This is a genomic window from Catenulispora sp. EB89, assembly GCF_041261445.1.
Classification (GTDB): Bacteria; Actinomycetota; Actinomycetes; order Streptomycetales; family Catenulisporaceae; genus Catenulispora.
In genome coordinates this window covers 489,374-506,231 of the sequence record NZ_JBGCCU010000004.1, presented here as the reverse complement: position 1 = coordinate 506,231, position 16,858 = coordinate 489,374, and the positions used below count along the sequence as shown (strand labels likewise).

Here is a 16,858-nt window from a genome sequence, read left to right as displayed (position 1 = left end):
TGAAGACCGACCAAGGGGAGCGTGGGCATGAGCGCTGAGGACCTCGAGAAGTACGAGACCGAGATGGAGCTCCAGCTCTATCGCGAGTACCGCGACGTGGTCGGCCTGTTCAAGTACGTGGTCGAGACCGAGCGCCGCTTCTACCTGACCAACCAGGTGGACCTCGCGGTGCGCTCGGCGGACGGCGAGGTGTACTTCGAGGTGACCATGGCCGACGCCTGGGTGTGGGACATGTACCGGCCGGCGCGGTTCGTGAAGAACGTCAAGGTGGTCACGTTCAAGGACGTGAACGTCGAGGAACTGGCCAAGAGCGACCTGGAAGTCCCCACCGACTGAAAGGCCACCCGGCCGCAATTTTAATTGAATAGCAAACAAAGACGCCCGTCACGCTGGCCCACTGGGCCACACGAGTGACGGGCGTCCCCTTTTGCCCCGACTTATCCACAACCTCCCGAACCCACCTGGCCCCCCACCCCCACCCCGAGCCACCCTCGATCCCAAGCGGCCCACCCGAAACCGGGGCCGACCGAACGACCGGGAGGAGCTCAGAGGTGACCGGCACAACCCCGTTCCTGGAGGTCGAACACCACCTGACGGAATTCCCGTCGGCGGCCGACCACAGCACGATGTCCCCAACCCGCCTGGGCCGCGAAGGCGAGGAAATCGCCGCGGTCTACCTGACCGCCTGCGGCTACCACGTCCTGGACCGCAACTGGCGCTGGCGCGGCCCCGACGTCCGCGGCGAACTCGACATCATCGCCCTGGCCTCCGACCTCCTGGTGACCGTCGAGGTCAAGGCCCGCCGAGAAGGCACCGGCGGCCGCCCCTTCGACGCGATCACCGAAGCCAAACGAGCCCGCCTGTGGAAACTGACCAACCGCTGGCTCGCCGAACACCGCCTCGACCCCGCCTTCCGCACCCACCTCCCCCGAGGCGGCGTCCGCGGCATCCGCCTGGACGTCATCGGCCTCCAGTTCCCCGCCGACGGCCGCACCGAACCCCTCATCGACCACCTGCAGGCGGTGTGACATGCGCGCCATCGGCACCGCCGCCGCCCCGACTCCCGCCGCCCAGGTCCCCGCCGCCCGGATCGCCGCCACTCCGCCCGGCGCCGCCCGACTCACTACCGCTCTCGCCGGTGCCCCGGCCATCGCCTCTACCGCCCCAGCCCCGGCCGCCGCCGTACTTACGGTCTCTGCCACTGCATGCTCTGGCCAGGCTCCGACCGCTGCCTGTGCTGCGCCGGCCGTCTCGTCTATTGCCTCTACCGCCCCAGCCCCGGCCGCCGCCGTCCCCGCTGTTTCTGTCGCCGCATGCTCTAGTCGGGCTCCGTCCAGCACCCTGGCCGCCGGCGCTCCGGCGATCGCCTCCACCGCGCCCGCCCCGGCCACGGTTCCGGCCGCCGCCTGCGCTGCCCCGATCGCCGCCGCCGTCGCCGTCCGCACCGCCCCAGCTCAGGCGGTCGCTATCTCCACCACCTGCTGTGTCGATATTTCCGACCAGCACCGCGTCGCCCAAGCGTTCATCACCGCCGCGATCCGTCTCGGCCCGGCCCTCTCCGCCGCCCCGGACCGGCTCCCGCCCCTGCCGTACCTCGGCCGCCACCGTCGCACCGAAGCCCCTCGCCTCAGCGCTCCTCCCCAGGCGGTCCGGCCATGAGCATCGCGCGCACCCACGCCGTGGCCCTCAACGGCACCCAGGGCGTCGTCGTCGAGGTCGAGGTCAACGTGACCCGCGGCGCCACCCGCACCCAGATCCTCGGCCTGCGTGACACCGTCCTGTCCGAGTGCCGCGACCGGGCCCGCGCCGCCGCCTACAACTCCGGCCACCGCTGGCCGGACGGCAACGTGACCGTCGGCCTGTCTCCGGCCTGGGTCCGCAAGGAGGGTTCGGCCTTCGACCTCGCCGTCGCGGCCTGCGCGCTCGCCGCCGACGGCACTGTCAGCCAGCTGTCGCTCCAAGGCGCCATGTTCCTCGCCGAACTCTGCCTCGACGGCCGCCTGCGCCCGGTCCGCGGCGTGCTCCCGGCCGCCCGCGCCGCCCGCGACAACGGCCTGACCAAGGTCTTCGTCGCCGAGCCCAACACCCTGGAGGCCTCCCAGATATCCGGCCTCGAAGTCCACGGCATGCGCTCGCTGGCCCAGGTCGTCGCCTTCCTCCAGGGCACAGAGATCCCTGACGCCGAACCCCTCCCACAGGACACCGCCCCGCGCACCGGCCCCCTGCGCTCCCCGCGCCCCCTGCCCGACATGGCCGACGTCCTCGGCCAGTACGACGCGCGCAGCGCCCTCGAGGTCTCCGCGGCCGGCGGCCACCACCTCCTCCTGGCCGGTGCCCCCGGAGCCGGCAAGACCCTGCTCGCCGAACGCCTCCCCTCGATCCTGCCGCCCCTGGCCGAGGCCGAGGCACTGGAGGTGTCCTCCCTCCACTCGATCTCCGGCACCCTGCCCTGGGACAAGCCCCTGATCACCGACCCGCCCTACCAGAGCGTCCACCACACCTGCACGGTCGCCGGCATGGTCGGCGGCGGCACCGGCCGCATCGTCCCCGGCGCGATCAGCCGTGCGCACCACGGCGTCCTGTTCGCCGACGAGATCGCCGAAATGCAGCGCGCCGTTCTGGAAGCCCTGCGCGAACCCCTCGAAGCCGGCGAGATCGTCATCGCCCGAGCGTCCGGCACGGTCATCTTCCCCGCCAGATTCCTCCTGGTCGCGGCCATGAACCCGTGCCCCTGCGGCCGCGCCGGCACCGCGGGCGGCCAGTGCACGTGCACCCCCGACGCCCGCCGCCGCTACACCCAGAAGCTCTCCGGCCCCTTCCTCGACCGCATCGACCTCCGCCTCCAGGTCCACCCCGTCGGCCGCGCCGAGCTCTTCGGCGCCCTCCCCGGCGAATCCAGCGCCGACGTCCGCGACCGCGTCCTCGAAGCCCGAGCCCGAGCCACCCACCGCTATGCGGACCGCCCCTGGACCACCAACGCCCAGATCCCCGGCAACGCCCTCCGCGCCGAATTCGCCCCCGCCCCCGCCAGCCTCACGGACATCGACGCCCGCTACCAAGCAGGCACCCTCACTGCCCGAGGCTACGACCGCCTCCTGCGCGTGGCCTGGACCATCGCCGACCTCGCCGGCCGCCCCCGCCCCGGCCCCGACGAAGTGGCCACCGCCCTCGCCTTCCGCCAAGGCCTCCCCGGCCAACTAGCCACCTGACCCCACCCACCCCCGACCCCAGGAGCCCCCGATGACCTCCCTGCTCGCATCCCCCGACACCCCGGAGCCCACCATGACGCCCCGCACCGCCACCCCACCCACCCCGAACCCCGACCTCTCGACCACCGTCACGCTGCCCCGCTACACCGGACCCGAGCCACCCACCGCGCCCGAACCCGCCCCGCCACCGGAGCTCGGTGCATCGATCCGCCAACCATCGCTGCTCGCCCCGGACTCGCTCTTCTACAAGAGCTCGAACACTGATCCACCGACCGGCCCTGCGCCATCGGTCGCACCTGAGCCCGCCCCATCCAGCTCTGAGCCGTCGCTCCTGGCGCCGGATTCCTTGTTCTACGCGAGCGTGCCCAACGCGCAGTCACCCTCTGATGCAGCGTCTTCGGCCGTTCCTGAGCCTGGCCCATCGAGTCCGGAGCCTTCGCTTCTCGCGCCGAATTCCTTGTTCTACGCAAGCGCGCCCAACGCGCAGTCACCCTCTGATGCAGCGCCCTCGGCCGTTCCTGAGCCCGCCGCATCCAGCCCCGAGCCTTCGCTTCTCGCACCGACATCCTTGTACTACGCACCCGCCGCCCCGACCCCGCCCGCCGACACCGCTCCCACCCCCGAGCCGCTCCTCGCGCCGACCTCACTCTTCTACGCGGCCACCAACCGCTCGCCAAGCACCACCCCAGAGCCTCGCGCCGCATCGTCCGACAACGATCTGTCCGAGCCTCCCGTGCCACCCGCCCCCGAACCTCCCCCTCCATCGCCAACCCTCCGCCGCGCGCCCGAACCCGTCCTCGTCACCTCCGCCCCGCACGACCCCACCGCCGCGGACCGCCGCGCGCGCCTCGTCCTCCACCACGCCTCCGAGCCCGGCGACGCGCTGCTCTGCCGCCTCGTCGCTCGCTTCGGCGCCCCGACCGTCGCCTCGGCGCTCCTCTCCGGAAGTGCTGCGGACCTCCTGTCGTCCCAAGACGAAACGTCGGCCGGCGACCGCGCGGCCCTCATCGCCCGCGCCAACACGCTCCAGACCCGCTGCTACCGCGCCGATCCCGACGCCAATCTCGCCGTCGGCGAGAAGACGGGCGCCCGTTACGTCATCCCGGCCGACCCGCAATGGCCGGCGGCGCTCGACGATCTCGGCGACGCCGCCCCGCTCGGCATGTGGTTCCTCGGCACGGCCGATCTGGTCGCGGCGTCGCGGCGCGCCGTGTCCATCGTCGGCGCGCGCATCGCCACCGGTTACGGCATGCACGTCGCTGGCGAGCTCGCGGCTGGCCTGGCCGAGCGCGGGTGGGCCGTGATCTCCGGTGCCGCACGCGGTATCGACGGCGCCGCCCACCGCGGAGCGCTGGCCGCGCGCGGCGTGACGGTCGCGGCGCTCGCCTGCGGCATCGACCTCGTCTATCCCGCCGGCCACGAGGCGCTGATCGGAGCGATCGCCTCCGACGGCCTCGTCGTCTCCGAACTGCCGCCGGGCACCTCCGTCAGCCGCTTCAGGTTCCTCGACCGCAACCGCGTCATCGCGGCGCTGGGCCTCGGGACCGTCGTCGTGGAAGCGGCGGCTCGCAGCGGCTCCCTCGTCACCGCGCGCCTCGCCGACGAACTCGGCCGTCCGGTGCTCGCGGTGCCGGGCCCGGTCACGTCGGAAGCCTCCGAGGGCACCCACCAACTGATCCGTGACGGCGCACTCCTGGTCACCAGGGCCGCCGAAGTCATCGAACAACTCGGCGAACTCGGCGCCGACCTGGCCGAGCGCACCAGCTCCCGACGCCCCCGCGACTCCCTCGACCCGATCGCGGCCCGCGTGCTGGACGCGCTCCCGGTCGCCGGTCGGGGCACGCTCGACACCGTCGAAGCCGCCCTGGCCGCGGGTCTCGAGCCCCGCACCGTGCACCAGGCGCTGAACCGGCTCACCGCGGCCGGCTGGGTGGACCGTGAGGAGAGGGGGTGGTGCGCGCGCCTGCTCCCGTGAGCCCGCAGCGGAGCCCTACGAATGCCGCCGCCGACTCACCGTCTCGTTGTCAGCCTCACTCGCGATTCGACTCAGGACCCGTATCCGATTTCCCCCTCGAGAAAGGAGCCGAGATCGACCGCACCCCGACCCCTTCCCCTCGCCCCCGTGCAGGTCCGCGCCGCGCCCGGGTCCGGAACCGCCGCGGCGGAGCCGTCACCTGGCGCGGGTCGGATCCCGGAGCGATTGCCCGGACTGCCGACCTGCTCCTGGAGCGTCATCCGACGTAGGCTGGTGACGTGGACGACGCGTACCGGGCGGCCCTGGACCGCTTCGAGGAGGATCTGCGGGCGCGCAGGTTGTCCCCGCACACGGTGCGTGGCTACGTCGCCGACCTCGTGGACCTGTTCGCCTTCGCCGAGCGCGCCGGCGTCGGGCGGCCCACGGAGATCGGTCTGGACGTCGCAAGGTCCTGGCTCGCCGAGACGGCCGAATCCGGAGCGGCCCGAGCCACCCTGGCGCGACGCACGGCAGCCGCACGTGCGTGGGGCCGCGAGGCCTCGCTGCCCGGGCTGGTCCGCCTGGTGACGCCGAAACCGCGCTCGCCGTTGCCGACAGTCCTGTCGCAGCGCCAGATGTCCGACGCGCTCGCGACGGCCGCCGACGACGCCGCGACGCGCCCGACGGAACCGTTGGCGCTCCGAGACGTGGCCATCCTGGAGTTCCTGTACGCCACGGCGGCCCGCGTGTCCGAGGTGTGCGCGCTGAACGTGGACGACGTGGACTTCGCGCGCCGCACCGCCCGCCTGTCCGGCAAGGGCGGACGCGACCGCACGGTGCCGTTCGGCGTGCCGGCCGAGCGTGCGCTGCGCGCGTGGCTGGCGGACTCCGCGCGCGGCAGCGTGCTGGCCGCCGCGCGCGCGAACGGCGGCAAGCGTGCCGTTGCGGCAGCTGGGTGGGTGGGTGGGGGAGGGGGAAACCAGAAAACTGTCAAAGACACCGAAGCGGTCTTCCTCGGCGCCCGCGGCTCCCGCATCGACCCCGCCGTCGTCCGCCGCCTCGTCCACGCCCGCCTGCGCGCGACCCCCAACACCCCGGACACCGGCCCCCACGGTTTCCGCCACACCGCCGCGACTCACCTGATCGAGGGGGGCGCGGATCTTCGTGACGTTCAAGAGCTCCTCGGTCACGCTACGCTCGCAACAACCCAGATCTACACCCATGTGACGGCAGAGCGGATCAAGGCACGGTATGCCCAGTCCCACCCGCGGGCGTGAGGACAGCGTCCTCGACCAGGCGCAGCCCGCAGCGGCCCCCGGCGTCGCCGACGCGGCGTCGCAGGTCGCGGCTGCCCCGCGTCCCCGGGCAGGTCACACCCCGGATGAGCGCACGCCGTCGCGCGACTCCGCCCCCGCCGCCAACCACCCCCGCACGCCGCACGCCGCGGCCGACGCCACCGCGTCCGACGACGACGCGGCCAAGCCCGCCCCGCCCGTCACGCTCCCGGCCCCGAGCGCCGGAACCCGGGCCCTGAGCGAGCACATGGACCACAGCAGCAGCCTGGACGGCATCCGTGGTGCCGATGGCGACGCAGCCAAAACCTCGCCCGCTTTCCCCGTGTCCGGGGGCGCCGCCGACCCAGCGCCGAACATCGACCCACCGCCGAGCGCCGAGCCAGCGCCCAACACCGAGTCGTCGCCGCACGCCGACCCACGGCCGAGCGCCGACCCATCGCCCAACACCGAGTCATCGCGGCACGCCGCCCCACCGCCCAACACCGCCCCACCGCCGAGCGCCGCCCCACCGCCGAACACCGAGTCACGCCTGCCCACAAGCGCACCCAACCCCTCGGCCTCCGACAACCCCACCGGCGAGGCCGCTGAAGAGCCCGCCGCCACCGCCCTGGACATCCTCTGGGACGACTTCAAGCGCACCGGCGACCTGGGCCTCCGCGAGCGCCTGATCCTCCACTACTCCCCGCTGGTGAAGTACGTCGCCGGCCGCGTCCGCGTCGGCCTGCCCGGGGCGCTGGACTCCGCCGACTTCGTCTCCTCCGGCATCTTCGGGCTCATCGACGCGATCGAGCGCTTCGAGCCGCATCGGCACGTCAAGTTCGAGACGTATGCCATCGCGCGGATCCGCGGCGCCATCATCGACGAGCTGCGGGCGCTGGACTGGATTCCGCGGTCGTTGCGGCAGAAGGCGCGGGAGATCGAGCAGGCGTCGGTGCGGCTGGAGCAGGAGTTCGGGCGGACGCCGAGTGAGGCGGAGATCGCGCGGGAGTTGGGGATCGGGCTCGGGGAGCTGCGGCAGATCTTCAGCAAGCTGTCGTTGGTGAACGTCGCGGCGCTCGACGAGCTGCTCGCGCTGCCGACGCAGTCCGGGGACCGGATTCCGCTCATGGAGACGTTGGAGGACGGCGACGCGCCCGACCCCGTGGCGCTCTTCGAGGTGCAGGAGACGCGGGCTTTGCTGGCGCGCGCGGTGAACTCGCTGCCGGAGCGGGACAAGACGGTCGTCACGCTCTACTACTTCGAGGGCATGACGCTCGCGCAGATCGGCGAGGTGCTCGGCGTCAGCGAGAGCCGGGTGTGCCAGATCCACACCAAGGCGGTGCTGACGCTGCGCGGCAAGTTGTCCGCGAAGGAGTAGGACCTTCATCGGACCGTTCTCAACGCCGGGTTGTGTACAGGTGTGTGGACGCGGCACCTTAGTGCGCATGCCCAGGATCCGTGCCGCCACCGTCGTCGAGCACCGGGAGATGCAGCGCCGCGCGCTGCTCGAGGCGGCGCGCGACCTGGTGGCCGAGGGCGGTGTCGCCGCGTTGACGTTTCCGGCGCTGGCCAAGGCGACCGGGCTCGCACGCTCGAGCGTGTACGAGTACTTCAAGTCCCGCGCCGACGTGATCGAGGCCCTGGTCGCGCACGAGTTCCCGGCCTGGATCGGCGAGGTCCGCGCGGCGATGGCGGCCGAGTCCACGGCCGAACGGCAGCTCGCCGCCTACGTCCGCCGCCAGCTGGGCCTGGTCTCCGAACCGGGGCACCGCGCCCTGCTGGCCCTGTCCGGCCAGGAACTCGACGGCGACGCCCGCGACCGCATCCGCGCGGCACACGGCTGGATGCTCGACCTCGGCATCGGCGTCCTGCGCGCCCTCGGCCACCCGGAGCCGCGCCTGGCCGCCGCGCTGGTGCAGGGCACGGTCGACGCCGCGGCCAAGCGCATCAGCCTCGGGGCGGACCCGGCGGAGGTCACCGAGACCGCTGTCTCGATGGTGCTGTTCGGCGGCCTCGGCTCGGCCCGCCGCCACACGCAGGCGCTGAACGCCCAGGCCGGCCAGACGCGGCCGCAGCCTGGGGGGAATACGCGGCGGCGCGCGACGTCAGCGAGCTGACGTAGCCACCCGAACCGCCCGGTGTGGCAGCTTGGCACGTGAGACGGCCCCGCGCGCACGATCCGGCGCGGAGCCGCCTGGTGTGGCAGCTCGGCACGCGCGATGGCCCGCGCGCACGATCCGGCGCCGAGAGCAGGGCAGACCGGACTAGAAGCGAGCCGGTGAGTGCGGGCAGCGCTGAGCGCAGCGACCCACGTCCCAGTCCCCTAACAATCCGACAAATAACTCAAAAGCACTACGAATCCGTGACATCCCCTAACCCCCGCACCATCCTGGCCGCATGCGCCTCCGCAGAACCCTGGCGCTCGCCGCCATCGCCATCGCGCTCTCTGTTGCGCTGCCGGCCTTGGCGTACTCCGGTCCGCGTCTTCTCGCTGCCGTCTCTGGCACCTCCATCTCCAAGGGTGCGAAACAGGCCCAGCCCGTCCCGCCGCCACCCGGGCCCCCGCACGATCCCGCCCGTACCTGGACCTGGCCGCTCACGCCGCCTCCCGGTGCGCGGCGTCCGGTCGTCGTCCATCCCTTCCAGCCGCCGGCGAAGCGCTGGCAGACCGGTCATCGTGGCGTCGACCTTCTCGGCGGTCCCGGGCAGGAGGTTCTTGCCGCCGGCCAGGGCACCGTCAGTTACGCGGGCACGCTCTTCGGCCGTCCCGTCGTCGCCATCGATCACACCGCTCCGGGTCGCGACACGCTGCGTACCACCTACGAGCCTGTCGATCCCGTGGTGAAGGTCGGGGACAAGGTGCGGACCGGTCAGCTCATCGGCCATCTCGTGGACTCTCCCGCCAACCACTGCGCGCCGCGGACCTGTCTGCACTGGGGCCTCGTGCGCGGCTTCGGGCACGCCGAGCGCTACCTCAATCCGGTCGGGCTTCTGCAGCGCGGCCCGGTGCGGTTGTTGCCGGTGTGGGGTGTGAGGTAGGCGCAGCCTCACAAGGCGCAGTCCGGAAGAGCGCTCCTCGGCCGCCGCGCCTAGCGTCGGACGCGGGCCGCGATGTCCTCGGCCCAGTCACCGACCGACCGACCGACCGACCGAGCGAGCGAGAAGTGAGGGCCGAACCGATGAGCCTGGGCAAGAACCTCGGGAAGCTGGACGCCAAGGTCGACGAATCTCCCTCCAAAGGACGGTGGCGCGTGCACTCCGCCTCGACCACGCTCCCCACCGCCGACCGGCTGGAAATCACCTATCCCGGGGACGACGCGGTGTGGTCGCCCGCCGAGGAGATCGACGTGACCTGGGACCTGCGCGGCGACGTGCAGCGTCCCCTGGACGTGACGCTGGTCCGGCAGACCGGCGACCGCTCGGGGCCGAACTTCGGTCGGCTGGCATTCTTCACGCTGGCCCGCGGCGTAGATCCGGCCGAGAAGAAGGTCACCATCGAGGTCCCCGATGTACCGCCCGGCGGCGACTACGCCATCAGCATCTCCAGCGCGGATCCGCTGACCGTCTACAGCCGGGTGCTCACCATCGCCGAGCCGGAGCCCCAGCCCGCATAGGTGCGCCCCAGCCACACCCCCCGAACCCACCACCCCCACCCACCCCACCACCCCCGAAGACCGCCCCCGGCCCCCGCCCCGAAACGCACCGTGTCCACTCGGCTCCGGCCCGCGTGGGAAAACTCCTCCCCGCGGCCCGGTAGACTGCTCTCAGCAGCCGGAGTCCCCTCTGGCTGACTTCGCGTGTCCGGCAGCCGTCCAACCGTAAGGCCAGACGGCCCCGAGGCGCCTCGGTCCGCCCTCCCAGCGCAAGCCCGGCGAGCGGTACAGCGCCCCGGGCCTGCTCGGCGACAAGGCTCAACCGCCTCGTCGCCGTGATTGCCGGTCACCAGGGACAACCGAGATCCGACCAAGGAGGACACGGCATGGCCGTCGTCACGATGCGCCAGCTCCTGGAGAGCGGCGTGCACTTCGGGCACCAGACCCGGCGCTGGAACCCGAAGATGAAGCGTTTCATCCTCACCGAGCGCAACAGCATCTACATCATCGACCTGCAGCAGTCGCTGTCGTACATCGACCGCGCCTACGAGTTCGTCAAGCAGACCGTCGCGCACGGCGGCACGGTGATGTTCATCGGCACCAAGAAGCAGGCCCAGGAAGCCATCGCCGAGCAGGCGACGCGCGTGGGCATGCCGTACGTGAACCACCGCTGGCTGGGCGGCATGCTGACCAACTTCAGCACCGTCTACAAGCGGATCCAGCGCCTTCGCGAGCTGGAGGAGATCGACTTCGACGACGTCGCGGGCTCCGGCATGACCAAGAAGGAGCTGCTGGTCCAGCGCCGCGAGAAGGAGAAGCTGGAGCGCACTCTGGGCGGCATCCGGGACATGTCCCGCGTCCCGTCCGCGGTGTGGATCGTCGACACCAAGAAGGAGCACATCGCCGTCGGCGAGGCGCGCAAGCTGCGCATCCCGGTCGTGGCGATCCTGGACACCAACTGCGACCCGGACGAGGTCGACTACAAGATCCCGGGCAACGACGACGCGATCCGCTCCGTCGCGCTGCTGACCCGCGTCGTGGCCGACGCCGTCGCCGAGGGCCTGATGGCCCGCGCCGGCAGCAAGGCCGCCGAGGGCGAGCAGGCCGGCACCGTCGCCGTCGACGAGCCGCTGGCCGACTGGGAGCGCGACCTGCTGGCCGTGGACGACGCCAAGGCCGCCGAGGCCGCCACCGTCCCCCCGGTCGCCGCCGACGCCGCCCCGGCTGCCCCGGCCGCCGAGGCTCCGGTCGCCGAGACCCCGGCTGCCGAGACCCCGGCTGTCGAGGCTCCGGCCGCCGCCGCCGAGGCTCCGGCCGCTGCCGAGGCTCCGGCCGAGGAGGCGCCGGCTGCGGAGGCCGCCGAGGCCCCGGCCGCTCCGGCCGAGGACGCGCAGGCCTGAGCCGGTCCGACTGGTTGATTTCCGCGGTGCGCCGGGCGGTGACCCCGTCCGGCGCGCCGGAAGCCGATCCACGACGATCCACTCTTAAGGACGAGTAACCATGGCGAACTACACCGCCGCCGACGTCAAGAAGCTCCGCGAGCTCACCGCCGCCGGCATGATGGACTGCAAGAAGGCGCTGGAGGAGACCGACGGCGATCTCGACAAGGCTGTCGAGTTCCTGCGCGTCAAGGGTCTGAAGGGCGTCACCAAGCGCGAGGGCCGCTCGGCCTCCAACGGCCTGGTCGCCAGCGCTGTGGACGGCGTGTCCGGCACCCTGATCGAGCTGAACTGCGAGACCGACTTCGTCGCCAAGGGCGAGGCGTTCCAGACCGTGGCGGCCACCGTGCTCGCGCACGTCGTGAACGCCAAGCCGGCCGACGTCGAGGCGCTGCTGGCCTCGGAGATCGAGCCGGGCCAGACCGTGCAGGTCTTCCTGGACTCGGCCAACGCCACGCTGGGTGAGAAGATCGAGCTGCGCCGCTTCGCGCAGTTCCACGACGGCTACGTCGCCTCCTACCTGCACAAGACCTCCCCGGACATCCCGGCCCAGATCGGCGTCCTGGTCGAGCTGGACAAGGAGAACGCCGAGGTCGCCAAGGACATCGCGCAGCACATCGCCGCGTTCTCGCCGACCTACCTGACCCGCGACGAGGTCCCGGCCGACGTCGTGGAGACCGAGAAGCGCCTGGCCGAGGAGACCTCCCGCGAGGAGGGCAAGCCGGAGGCCGCGCTGCCGAAGATCATCGAGGGCCGGGTCAACGGCTTCTTCAAGGAGAACGTCGTCCTGGAGCAGGCGTTCGCCAAGGACCCGAAGAAGACCGTGAAGAAGATTCTCGACGAGAACGGCGTCACGCTTAAGCGTTTCGCGCGGTTCCGCGTCGGTAGCTGACCGGATCTGAAAAACTAAAGAGCACCGAATAGCTACGTCGAAGGAGCCGCTGCTGTGAAGGAAACCAATAAGGAAACCGACACGGCGGCGGTTCCTTCGCGTACTGAAAAGAACCGCAGGGTTCTGCTCAAGCTCTCCGGCGAGGTGTTCGGCGGCGGGCAGATCGGGGTGGACCCCGAGGTCGTCAAGAGCATCGCCAAGGAGATCGCGGACGTCGTCTCCGAGGGCGGTGTGGAGGTCGCGGTCGTCGTCGGCGGCGGCAACTTCTTCCGTGGCGCCGAGCTGTCGCAGCACGGCATGGAGCGCTCCCGCGCGGACTACATGGGCATGCTGGGCACAGTGATGAACTGTCTGGCTCTGCAGGACTTCCTGGAGAAGCTCGGCATCCCCACCCGGGTGCAGAGCGCGATCACAATGAGCCAGGTCGCCGAGCCCTACATCCCGCGCCGGGCGATCCGGCACCTGGAGAAGGGCCGCGTGGTCATCTTCGGCGCGGGCGCCGGCATGCCGTACTTCTCCACCGACACCACCGCCGCGCAGCGCGCGCTGGAGATCCACGCCGAGTCGATCCTGATGGCCAAGCAGGGCACCGACGGCGTGTACGACTCCGACCCGAACAAGAACCCGGACGCGGTCAAGTACGACACGCTGTCCTATGACGAGTTCCTGGCGCGCAACCTGAAGATCGCGGACGCCACCTCGGTGTCCCTGTGCCGTGACAACGGCATGCCGATCGTGGTGTTCGGCCTGCAGCCCGGCAACATCGCGCGCGCCATCCGCGGCGAGAAGCTCGGCACCGTCATCGGCCCGGCGCACTAACCGGCGCATCAAGGCGAGCGCGCACTGTTTCAGTGCGGCCGACCGCGAACGCACTAAGCTGCGCTTGAGCTTTGTAGTGGACACAGCAGAGCGCGAAGACTTCTAGGGAGCCCCCAAGTGATCGATGAGACCCTCCTCGAGGCCGAGGAGAAGATGGACAAGGCCGTCGAGGTCGCCAAGGAGGATCTGTCGGGGGTCCGTACCGGCCGCGCCAACCCGGCGATGTTCAACAAGCTGACCGCCGACTACTACGGCACTCCCACGCCGCTGAGCCAGATGGCCTCCTTCCAGGTCCAGGACGCGCGCATGGTGGTCATCTCGCCGTACGACAAGACGGCGCTCGGCGCGATCGAGCGGTCGATCCGCGACAGCGACCTGGGCGTGAACCCGTCCTCGGACGGCGTGGTGATCCGGGTGGTGTTCCCGCAGCTGACCGAGGAGCGCCGCAAGGAGTACATCAAGGTCGCCAAGAGCAAGGGCGAGGACGCCAAGATCTCGCTGCGCAACATCCGCCGGCACGCCAAGGAGACCCTGGACAAGCTGGCCAAGGACGGCGACGCCGGCGAGGACGACGTGCGCCGCGCCGAGAAGCAGCTGGACGACCTGACCCAGAAGCACACCGGGAAGATCGACGAGTTGCTCAAGCACAAGGAATCCGAGCTGCTGGAGGTCTGAGCCCTTCGGGGCTCGCACCGGCCGGGCAGGCTATCCGACGTCCACCGTGGACCGGCGGCTATGATCGCTGCCGGTCCGTCGCGTTTTTTCTCACCTAGTTCACGGGAGAGGGACGGCGGAGTTCACGAGGGGCGAGTAGGGGATGGTGCGGGCGCATGGCATCCACGCAGACCAGGCGCGGTGAGGCGCAGGCCCCCGGCGAGGGGCCGGGCGGCGGCGGTGCCGGGCGTCCTGGCGCGGGCTCGCGGGGCCGCGGCGGTCCTGGCGGTCCTGGTCCGGGTCCGGGCGGTTACGGCGGTCCGAGTGGGCCCGGCGGTTCGGGCGGACCCGGTGGCCGAGGTGGTCCTGGCGGTTCGGGCGGCCCCGGCGGTCCGGGCGGTCCCGACGACGGCGCGGGCGGCGGCGGAAACGGCGGCGGTGGCGGACGCTCCGGCGCCGGTGCGCGCGGCGCGGGCGGCAACCCCGGAAGCGCGGGCGACGCCCCCGGCAAGTCCCCGGGCCGTGCGGGGCGCAACCTGCCGGCCGCCATCGGCGTCGGCGTGGGCCTGGCCGCGGTGCTGCTGGGCACGCTCTTCCTGCGCGGCGCCTTCGCCGTCGTGGTCGCGATCGCGGTGGTCATAGGAGTCCGCGAACTCGCGCGGGCGATGGCCACCCGGGACGTCCAGGTCCCCTGGCCCCCGATCGCCGCCGGCGGGCTCGGCATGATCGCCGGCTCCTGGTTCGGCGGCCCGACCGCGATGGTCGCGGTGCTGGCGATGACCTCGCTGGCGGTGCTGGTCTGGCGGATGGCCGAGGGCGCGGACGGTTTCCTGCGCGACGCCACGGCCGGCCTGTTCACCCTGGTCTACGTCCCGATGCTGGCCTCGTTCGCGGTGCTGATGCTGGCCCAGGACAACGGCTACAAGCGCGTGATCCTGTTCCTGACCCTGCCGATCGCCAACGACACCGGCGGCTACGCCACCGGCGCCTTCTTCGGAAAGCACAAGCTGGCCCCGAAGATCTCCCCCGGGAAGACCTGGGAGGGCCTGGTCGGCTCGCTGATCGTGACCGCCGCCGTCGGCGCCGTGGGCATCTCGCAGATGCTGGACGGCAAGATCTGGCAGGGCGTGCTGCTCGGCGTCGCGGGAGTGGCCTCGGCGACGCTCGGCGACCTGGTCGAGTCGGTGATCAAGCGGGACCTCGGGATCAAGGACATGGGGAACCTGCTGCCCGGCCACGGCGGGATCATGGACCGGCTGGACTCGATGCTCGCGACGGCACCGGTGGCGTGGCTGTTGCTGAGCCTCTTCCTCGGGTGGAAGTAGCGCCCTATAGAGCAGGAGCCCTGCGAGAAATCCCTACAGGGAAATCTCGCAGGGCTCTTCGTTATTAGAGCTTGATTCCGTTAAGCAGCGTCTACCCAGGAGTTCGCAGTAGCCGCCTCGGAGGCGAGAACCGCTTCGACGAAGCCGGTCGGATTGTCCAGGGTGATGTTGTGCCCGCAATCCGGCAGCGCCACGACCCGGACCCCTGCGTCGATCAGTGCGTCAGCGCCCTCCAGAGGGCCGTCGGCGGCTGGGTAGAGGTAGGTCCGCGGGATGTCGAGCGTCTTCAGAATTGCGCGCCCCTCGAACCGCGCCAGGCTGGCCGCGCTCCGATAGAGAGCCACGGGACCGGCCATCCGCATCGTCCCGCGCCACCCCGGGTTCACACGAGCCAGAGTCTCCTCATAGCCGCCTCCGCGCAGGAACACGGTCTCGCCATAACGCGCGATCTGCGAGGAGCCGGAGCGCGGGATCTCCGGAGCCGGGTCGAGGTTCGAGTCGATCAGGACCAGGCTCGTCACTACGTCGGGGTGTCTGAGCGCGAGAACTGTCGCTATGGAGCCGCCCATGCTGTGCGCGACTATCTGCGCGCCGGATACGCCGGCGGTCCTTAGCGCGGTCGCGACCCAGTCCGCGTGGTCTTCGATGGTGTAGCCGGCGTCGGCGGGCCGGTCGCTGGCGCCGAAGCCGAGCAGGTCCAGGAGCAGGGAGCGCCGGCCGCGCAGGCCGTCGCTCGTGGCGACCTCGGCGAAGCAGTGGGCCGAGCTGCCTCCGAGGCCGTGGATGTACACGCGGGCCGGCTCGGTGCCGGGCAGTTCGGTCCAGTGGATGGCCGAGCCGTCGGCGCGGACTTCGGCGGTGTGCAGTGTCATGACTTGCCCCTCCTGCTTGCGTGCATCGCGCTGCTTGCGCGCATCGTGACCGAGGTACCTCGGTAGCGAGATACCTCGGCGGCGAGGTATCTCGATCCGATGTACATCGATTCGAGGCGCGCATCGTGACCGCGGTACCTCGGTAGCGAGATACCTCGGTGTCGATGCATCTCGATCCGATGTACATCGATTCGATATACCTCGGTGCCGATATACCTCGGTGTCGAGGTATGGCGAGGACCATACCTCGGCGTCGAGGTATCCTCAACCTGTGTTGGAGTTCGCGATCCTTGGCTTCCTGTTCGAGTCCCGCTTGTACGGCTACGAGCTGCGCAAGCGTCTCGCCGCGCTCACCGGCCACGTGCGACCGCTCTCCGACGGCACGCTCTACCCGGCGATCAAGCGCTTGGTGGCGGCCGACCTGGTGCTCAAGAACCTCGAGGCGGGGTCGATCGCCGCGCCTCGGCACATGTTGGAGCTGAGCCCCGCCGGCCACGGCACGCTGCTGCTCATGCTGCGTGAGCCCGATGACATCTTCATCACCGACGAGAACCAGTGGTTCTGTCTCCTGGCGTTCCTCCGCCACCTCGACGACCCGGCAGCCCAGGCCGCCGTCCTCCGTCGCCGTCTGGAGTTCCTGAGCACTCCCGCGAGCTTTTTCTACGAGGGCGACCGTCCGCTCAGCGCCGAGGACGTCGGCGACCCCTTCCGGCGCGGCGTGCTGCAGATCGCGCGTGTGACCAGTCGCACGGAGATCGAGTGGCTGCGGAACACCATCGGGGAGCTCGAGGCGCAGAGTGGTCACTCGGCCGTGGGAAACTAGTAAC

General features: G+C 71.1%; 15 protein-coding genes and 1 pseudogene. 15 read left to right on the top strand and 1 reads right to left on the bottom strand.

The genetic code is table 11. The features are described 5' to 3' along the window. The first annotated feature begins 27 nt into the window (after positions 1 to 27). The 14 genes and pseudogenes from ABH920_RS11880 to ABH920_RS11815 all read left to right on the top strand — a co-directional run bounded on the left by ABH920_RS11880 (position 28) and on the right by ABH920_RS11815 (position 15,159). On the top strand, positions 28 to 336 hold the full coding sequence (locus ABH920_RS11880; protein ID WP_012785735.1) for a DUF2469 domain-containing protein: 309 nt from the start codon (positions 28 to 30) through the stop codon (positions 334 to 336). Between the two features lie 215 nt (positions 337 to 551). Then, on the top strand, positions 552 to 1,028 hold the full coding sequence (locus tag ABH920_RS11875) for a YraN family protein (protein WP_370348957.1): 477 nt from the start codon (positions 552 to 554) through the stop codon (positions 1,026 to 1,028). Positions 1,029 to 1,655: 627 nt separating this feature from the next. Further along, positions 1,656 to 3,209 carry a YifB family Mg chelatase-like AAA ATPase gene (locus ABH920_RS11870; protein WP_370348956.1) on the top strand — a complete coding sequence of 518 codons (1,554 nt, stop codon included), beginning with the start codon at positions 1,656 to 1,658 and terminating at the stop codon, positions 3,207 to 3,209. A 733-nt stretch (positions 3,210 to 3,942) separates the two neighbouring features. Then, on the top strand, positions 3,943 to 5,184 hold the full coding sequence (gene dprA, locus ABH920_RS11865) for a DNA-processing protein DprA (protein WP_370348955.1): 1,242 nt from the start codon (positions 3,943 to 3,945) through the stop codon (positions 5,182 to 5,184). Positions 5,185 to 5,462: 278 nt separating this feature from the next. Then, on the top strand, positions 5,463 to 6,440 hold the full coding sequence (locus ABH920_RS11860) for a tyrosine-type recombinase/integrase (RefSeq protein WP_370348954.1): 978 nt from the start codon (positions 5,463 to 5,465) through the stop codon (positions 6,438 to 6,440). Between the two features lie 547 nt (positions 6,441 to 6,987). Next, a complete protein-coding gene (gene whiG / locus ABH920_RS11855; protein WP_370349037.1) occupies positions 6,988 to 7,815 on the top strand; it encodes an RNA polymerase sigma factor WhiG in 828 nt (275 codons plus the stop codon). 67 nt (positions 7,816 to 7,882) lie between these two features. Further along, a pseudogene (locus ABH920_RS11850) lies at positions 7,883 to 8,455 on the top strand (TetR/AcrR family transcriptional regulator); the annotation flags it as partial. 379 nt (positions 8,456 to 8,834) lie between these two features. Next, complete coding sequence (locus ABH920_RS11845) at positions 8,835 to 9,476, top strand: peptidoglycan DD-metalloendopeptidase family protein (protein WP_370348953.1); 642 nt, start codon at positions 8,835 to 8,837, stop codon at positions 9,474 to 9,476. 125 nt (positions 9,477 to 9,601) lie between these two features. Further along, positions 9,602 to 10,051: a Ser-Thr-rich GPI-anchored membrane family protein gene (locus ABH920_RS11840; protein WP_370348952.1), complete on the top strand. Its 450-nt coding sequence runs from the start codon at positions 9,602 to 9,604 to the stop codon at positions 10,049 to 10,051. 365 nt (positions 10,052 to 10,416) lie between these two features. Next, on the top strand, positions 10,417 to 11,430 hold the full coding sequence (gene rpsB / locus ABH920_RS11835; protein ID WP_370348951.1) for a 30S ribosomal protein S2: 1,014 nt from the start codon (positions 10,417 to 10,419) through the stop codon (positions 11,428 to 11,430). Positions 11,431 to 11,530: 100 nt separating this feature from the next. Further along, a complete protein-coding gene (gene tsf, locus ABH920_RS11830; protein ID WP_370348950.1) occupies positions 11,531 to 12,361 on the top strand; it encodes a translation elongation factor Ts in 831 nt (276 codons plus the stop codon). A gap of 54 nt (positions 12,362 to 12,415) precedes the next feature. Then, positions 12,416 to 13,180, top strand: a complete 765-nt coding sequence (gene pyrH, locus ABH920_RS11825) for a UMP kinase (protein ID WP_012785746.1) — start codon at positions 12,416 to 12,418, stop codon at positions 13,178 to 13,180. A 117-nt stretch (positions 13,181 to 13,297) separates the two neighbouring features. After that, positions 13,298 to 13,855, top strand: coding sequence for a ribosome recycling factor (gene frr / locus ABH920_RS11820; RefSeq protein WP_370348949.1), 558 nt, complete (start codon positions 13,298 to 13,300; stop codon positions 13,853 to 13,855). Positions 13,856 to 14,010: 155 nt separating this feature from the next. After that, positions 14,011 to 15,159, top strand: coding sequence for a phosphatidate cytidylyltransferase (locus ABH920_RS11815; protein ID WP_370348948.1), 1,149 nt, complete (start codon positions 14,011 to 14,013; stop codon positions 15,157 to 15,159). An 80-nt stretch (positions 15,160 to 15,239) separates the two neighbouring features. Here ABH920_RS11815 and ABH920_RS11810 read toward each other — a convergent pair whose 3' ends face one another. Continuing rightward, positions 15,240 to 16,031, bottom strand: a complete 792-nt coding sequence (locus tag ABH920_RS11810; RefSeq protein ID WP_370348947.1) for an alpha/beta fold hydrolase — start codon at positions 16,029 to 16,031, stop codon at positions 15,240 to 15,242. A 271-nt stretch (positions 16,032 to 16,302) separates the two neighbouring features. Between ABH920_RS11810 and ABH920_RS11805 the strand changes: the two genes are divergently transcribed. Continuing rightward, complete coding sequence (locus ABH920_RS11805; RefSeq protein WP_370348946.1) at positions 16,303 to 16,854, top strand: PadR family transcriptional regulator; 552 nt, start codon at positions 16,303 to 16,305, stop codon at positions 16,852 to 16,854. Positions 16,855 to 16,858: the final 4 nt, after the last annotated feature.